This is a genomic window from Roseiarcus sp. (genome assembly GCF_052145395.1).
In the GTDB taxonomy this organism is placed as follows: domain Bacteria; phylum Pseudomonadota; class Alphaproteobacteria; order Rhizobiales; family Beijerinckiaceae; genus Roseiarcus.
The window spans coordinates 1-4,897 of sequence record NZ_JBKQOT010000315.1; the positions used below are offsets into that span (position 1 = coordinate 1).

At 64.8% G+C, this 4,897-nt stretch carries 6 protein-coding genes and 1 pseudogene; 3 read left to right on the forward strand and 4 right to left on the reverse strand.

Going from position 1 to position 4,897, the window contains the following annotated elements; translation table 11 throughout:
- Positions 1-519: response regulator (locus ACLP25_RS10570; protein ID WP_442469153.1), on the forward strand; the 519-nt coding region annotated here is incomplete at its 5' end.
- Positions 520-556: 37 nt separating this feature from the next.
- Here the strand turns inward: ACLP25_RS10570 and ACLP25_RS10575 are convergent.
- Positions 557-1,645, reverse strand: a complete 1,089-nt coding sequence (locus ACLP25_RS10575) for a hypothetical protein (RefSeq protein WP_442469154.1) — start codon at positions 1,643-1,645, stop codon at positions 557-559.
- A gap of 200 nt (positions 1,646-1,845) precedes the next feature.
- Complete coding sequence (locus tag ACLP25_RS10580; RefSeq protein WP_442469155.1) at positions 1,846-2,388, reverse strand: hypothetical protein; 543 nt, start codon at positions 2,386-2,388, stop codon at positions 1,846-1,848.
- A 167-nt stretch (positions 2,389-2,555) separates the two neighbouring features.
- On the opposite strand from ACLP25_RS10580, the gene ACLP25_RS10585 reads away from it, so the two are divergent.
- The gene (locus ACLP25_RS10585; RefSeq protein WP_442469156.1) at positions 2,556-2,807 is read left to right on the forward strand and encodes a hypothetical protein; all 252 of its coding nucleotides are present in this window, start codon (positions 2,556-2,558) and stop codon (positions 2,805-2,807) included.
- A 143-nt stretch (positions 2,808-2,950) separates the two neighbouring features.
- Here the strand turns inward: ACLP25_RS10585 and ACLP25_RS10590 are convergent, their stop codons facing one another.
- Positions 2,951-3,529: a PEP-CTERM sorting domain-containing protein gene (locus ACLP25_RS10590; RefSeq protein ID WP_442469157.1), complete on the reverse strand. Its 579-nt coding sequence runs from the start codon at positions 3,527-3,529 to the stop codon at positions 2,951-2,953.
- Positions 3,526-3,909 (reverse strand): hypothetical protein, encoded by a 384-nt coding sequence (locus tag ACLP25_RS10595; RefSeq protein ID WP_442469158.1) that lies wholly within the window; start codon positions 3,907-3,909, stop codon positions 3,526-3,528. The genes ACLP25_RS10590 and ACLP25_RS10595 overlap by 4 nt, the downstream gene beginning before the upstream one ends.
- Before the next feature lie 127 nt (positions 3,910-4,036).
- On the opposite strand from ACLP25_RS10595, the pseudogene ACLP25_RS10600 reads away from it, so the two are divergent.
- Positions 4,037-4,444: pseudogene (locus ACLP25_RS10600) on the forward strand (endonuclease/exonuclease/phosphatase family protein); the annotation flags it as partial.
- Positions 4,445-4,897: the final 453 nt, after the last annotated feature.

The window sequence follows — 4,897 nt, forward strand, 5'->3', positions numbered from 1 at the left end:
TATGGCTTCGTCAAGCAATCCGGCGGGCACATCCAGCTCTACAGCGAGCCGGGACGCGGGACGAGCGTGCGCATCTTCCTGCCGCACGCGGAGAGCGCGCCGTCCGAGGGCGCGCAGGCGGCCAACGGTCCGCGGCCGGAGCTGCCGAAGGGCACGGAGACCGTCCTTCTGGTCGAGGACGACCCGCGGCTCCGCCGGGTGCTGATCCGGCGTCTGCGAGGCCTCGGCTACGAGGTCCTCGAGGCCGACAACGGCACGGCCGCCATGGCTCAGCTGGCAGCGAGGCCGGATATCGCGCTCGTCTTCACCGACATGGTCATGCCCGGCGGCATGACCGGCCTGGAGCTCGCGCGGGCGGCGCTGGCGATGAAACCCGCGCTCAAGGTTCTGTTCACCTCCGGCTACGCCGAGCCCGCCATAGCCCGCCTCGGCCTCAAGGCCGGCGCCTGGCTCAAGAAGCCCTACACGGCCGAGGAACTGGCCGAAAAGGTCCGCGAGGTGTTGCGCGACGCCGGCTGACCGCCGTCCCTGCCGACAAGCCCCGCAAACCCGCCGCTCACGCCCTCGGCGCCAGATCGACCTGGACGGCGCAAAGCGGACGGCCGTCGCCGGATCTGCATTCCTCGCCGTCGACGGCGGTCGCCGGCGCCCCGCCGTCGCCGAAGCGACACGTCGTCCGCACGGTCAGCGTCTTCTCGCGATTGCCTTTGACGCGGACCGCGAGGCCGGCGAGAAACTGCGACTTGCCGCGCGTGCCGACGAACGCGCCTTCGTCGACCCAGTCGGTCCACGCGCCGTCCAAGCCCATCGCCTTGTATTGCAGCACGCCGAGGCTTGAGCTGATGGAAAGTCCCTGGACCTCTCGCATGGACCCGGCCGCCGAGCCGTTCGCGCAGCCGTTGGCGTTGTAAACGTCGCCGACGAAACTCAGGTGGGCGAGAACCGTTACGCCCTTCGATTTGGCATGCACCTTGTCGTCGACGAGAACAGAATCATAGGAAAACGCTACGTTTCGGTAGTCCTTCTTGATCAGGCACGCGCGGCGGTAGAAAGTTATCGACTGTATCGCGCGTCCGTAGGTCCTCAGAAACGCATCCTCGACTTTCCCTATGTCAATCTGGTCGTCGGCAACGCGCAAATCCAGCCACATCTTGACGTAATCGACGCATGTGATCGAGGATACGCCTCTGTAATCGACCAGCATGTCGCCGTAGTTGGTTTGAAGGTCCTCGACAATATAGATCCCGTCCTCACGAACGAACGGGAACAACGTCTTCAGAGTTGTGATCTGGTGCTCGCAGACGTGGGATCCGTCCTCGATGACCACGTCGAACGGACCATGCTTCAGCGCAACCGCGCACATCTGCTCGATGTTCGACTGATCGGCGATTTCGATCGCGATCCTGCCGCCCTCGAAGCGCTTCGCCCCCTGGGCGATGTCGACGCCGACGAGTTTGGCCTTGGGGAAATACTCTTCCCAGGTCTTTAGGGATTGACCGTCCAGGACGCTGACCTCGAGGATGGACACCTGCGAATTTCGTTTCTTCTCCAGGAAGAATTCGTAAAAGCTGAGGTAGTCGTGCGTGGCGGAAGACTTGTCGGTTCCGTATTTCAATCCAATGTCGTTCAGCGACAACGCGCCCATGACCGATCCCCTCGAGCCCAGCGGCATGCGCTTACCACAGGCGCCGGACGACCGCGACGGCGGCGGTTTCGAGGCGCCGCCAACGCGACCCGGCGCCCGTTCAGCCCCGTTCGGGGCGCGTTCGGACCGCGTTCGGAGCGCGTTCGGCGCCCGTTCAGCGCTCGGAACGACGCCCTTATTCACCCGTGTTTTCAGCGTTCTCAAACGCTTACCCCGTGGTTCTGATAGAATCGCGCGTCCTCCGACGCGTAGCCCTCTTCCTCGCCGATCGAGGAGTCGGCGAGCGACTCCGCGAGGCGGCGGGCGCGCTCCTTCTCGACCCTCTCCTCGTCCTGGGCTTCGGCCATCCGGTTGAGCTTGGCGAGCAGTTTTTGGCGCGCGTGGTCGCCTTCGAAGCGCCGCACCGCCGCCACGCCGCGGTAGCGGTCGACCCGGTCGAGCACGCGCAGATAGGGCCCGATCGCCCGGATGTCGCCGTCGGCGACCGCCTCGCCCGCCGACTGAAGCGCCGCCTCGAGCCGTGCGAGCTGGACGCGCGCATGGTCTGAATCGTCGTCGATCACGCGCTTCTTGAGGATCTTGGCGACGATCTTCCGCACCCGGTCGACTGTCACCTTTTCCGCGCGCGCGATCTCCTCGTAGGGCCAGCCCTCGCGCATCCGCGCCAAAACCCGCCTCTGCCGGAGCGCCCTCATCCCCGGCCGCCGCTTCGGCGCCGGCGCCGCCTCGAACCTCATGTCCATTGTGCCTTGCTCGCCGCTTCTGATTTCTGACTGCAAATAGGACAGTAACACGATATTCTGATTTTACGAAGATCTTTCCACATGCCATTCGGGAACGCGCAGACCGCTGCCGCGTGGGAACGTTCCGCTCGCTCCCGGCGTTGGCTGAAGAGACCAGGGAGAAAACCATGACCAAGCCAGCCAAGGACGAGCGCATGCCGGAAGCGCTGGAGACCTTCGCAGCCGCGGCCAGGAACAACGGGAAGAAGCCCGACGACCTGGGGTTGACGGCGACTCCGGAGACCGCCCCGAAGCCCGGCGATCTCGCCGCGGAAGAAAAGGACGCGGCCGACATGCTGAACGCCGCCGCAACCAGCGACGCGCGGAAAAAAGACGAGGCGATTGCTCGCCGCGTGAAGGCCGATAAGCGGGCCGGCTAAAGCGAACGAGTGGTCAACATCAAACGATTGGCGCCCGACTTTGCGCCCGCGCCTGCGGATTCAGGATGCAGTTGATTCTGACCTCGCTGGAATCGAAAGGGCCGCCCCGAAGACGGCCCAGTTTTTGAAGGGCTTGTCCGATATCAGGCGATTGCGCGTGCGGTATGGTCTTTGCGGAACGCCGCGAATCCAAGGACGCTGAACCCGAGCACCATCATTGCCCAAGTCGATGACTCGGGGACCGCACCCGCGGTGAACGTCAGCGCTCCAGTCGCGTTGTACAGATTGCCCGATCCGCCGGGGCCTGCGACGAAGCCGCAAGCGTCGGTGCTGGCGCACCCGCCTACTTCGCCGCCAAGCGAGAAGCCGAACGTGTACCCGCCCCCCAAACTGGCCGGCGCGTTCGTCCCGAAGGTGAAGCCGTTGCTGGTAATCGGGATCATGTTGTCCTGGCCAAAAAGGTCGGTTCCATCTCCGGCCTCATAAGTGGCCCCGACCGGCGCCAGACCGAGCGTCGCGCCGCCGGTTGGCAGCCCGGGACCCGAGATCGTCGTTGAGCCGGAAGTCGCCAAGCCGCTCGAATTAACGTCGAGCAACTCACTGCCGGTCAATGTCCCGCCGTTGAACGACCCAGTGAAATCAAACTTTTCCAGCGCAGCATTCGCGATGCCGGGCGCCACGAGCGCAACGGCCGCCGCCGCAAGCACTGTCTTAAGTTTCATAGCGAACTCCTCCAGCCACCCTCGCGATACGCGAGGCGCTTACATTGTAAACTAAAATCGAGAGAAATCAAAATCCAGATTGTGACGCCCGTTGCCTTCGCCGCCACCCGTTCATTAAGCCCGTCGACGAAGGCGTCGATGAACCGCACTGGATTGTCGGCCTCGACAGCGCCGACGGCGATGTCCGTTCCGGGCGGACTCCGCGCCTTCCCTGGCGATCCCTGTAGGTCCGCTTCCTCGCCAAATTGAGGCGTCCAAGGATGTAGGTTGCTACGTCCGCAAAACGTCGCTCCCGCCATCCGCTGGGCAGTCCGGTCCCTCGCCTCATCGACGCGGTCGTCGACCTTGAGGCGGTTCGAGATGTTGCTCTTCGCGGTCAACGACCGCGTCTATGGGGCCCGCGCGACGCCTCGAAACCAACGCCGCTCCTTGTGGGCAAGCCCCGCTCCGCCCTTGCGCCGCCGCCGCGTCTGGGGCTTGTGGCGCTTTCACCCCGCGAGGCCGCCCTTGGACTTCTCCGTCGCCACCTGGAACATCAACTCGGTCCGCCTGCGCATCGACCTGGTGACCCGCTACCTCGCCCAAAAGGCGCCCGACGTGCTCTGCCTGCAGGAGACGAAGTGTCCGGACGCCAACTTCCCGCACGGAGCGTTCCGCGACGCCGGCTACCGCCACATCGCGATCAGCGGCCAGAAGGGCTATCACGGCGTCGCCATCGTCTCGCGCGCGCCCTTCGCTTCGCATTCGGTGCGCGACTTCTGCCAGAAAGGCGACGCGCGCCACCTGCGGGTCGTCCTCGACGGTGCGCTCAAGGACGTGGAGCTGCACAATTTCTACGTGCCCGCCGGGGGTGACGAGCCCGACCCGGAGATCAACCCGAAATTCGCCCACAAGCTCGCCTTCGTCGACGAGATACCCGGATGTCCCGGCGGATTGGGGTTTCTGGGGAGGATGGGGCTATAGTGCACCAAACGCCCCTCCGGCCCGGGTCCTCTCCGATCCTTCCGGAAACGAGGCAGAGCACAGCCGTGGACCAAGGGACCGTCCTGGGCTTGCGCCGCCGACGAACTAAAGGGGTGCCGACCGCTCGCCATGAAACCAGGTATTCGCGTGACCGGGACCCCGATCAAACCGGGGTTTCAGGGGTCATGAAGTCACACGGATAAGCGATGAATGGGCTTGCCGCAGCCGCGCGTACATGGTCGGCTACCTGGGCACGCACGGCCGATTAGGGGCGTTGCACTGGCACCGGCAAGGACGGAGGGAACGGGGGGCATTTGCGCGCAACGCGACTGTTTGTGCGAAGGGCTAGGCCGGGCCTGTATTTTAATCGCGTGCCATCCCTACCCGCCACCGACGACGGGAGCG

Excerpts from the sequence above, each read along its gene's own strand:
- ACLP25_RS10580 (WP_442469155.1), bottom strand. The coding sequence starts at position 2,388 with ATGGACATGAGGTTCGAGGCGGCGCCGGCGCCGAAGCGGCGGCCGGGG.
- ACLP25_RS10590 (WP_442469157.1), bottom strand. The coding sequence starts at position 3,529 with ATGAAACTTAAGACAGTGCTTGCGGCGGCGGCCGTTGCGCTCGTGGCG.
- ACLP25_RS10575 (WP_442469154.1), bottom strand. The coding sequence starts at position 1,645 with ATGGGCGCGTTGTCGCTGAACGACATTGGATTGAAATACGGAACCGAC.
- ACLP25_RS10585 (WP_442469156.1), top strand. The coding sequence starts at position 2,556 with ATGACCAAGCCAGCCAAGGACGAGCGCATGCCGGAAGCGCTGGAGACC.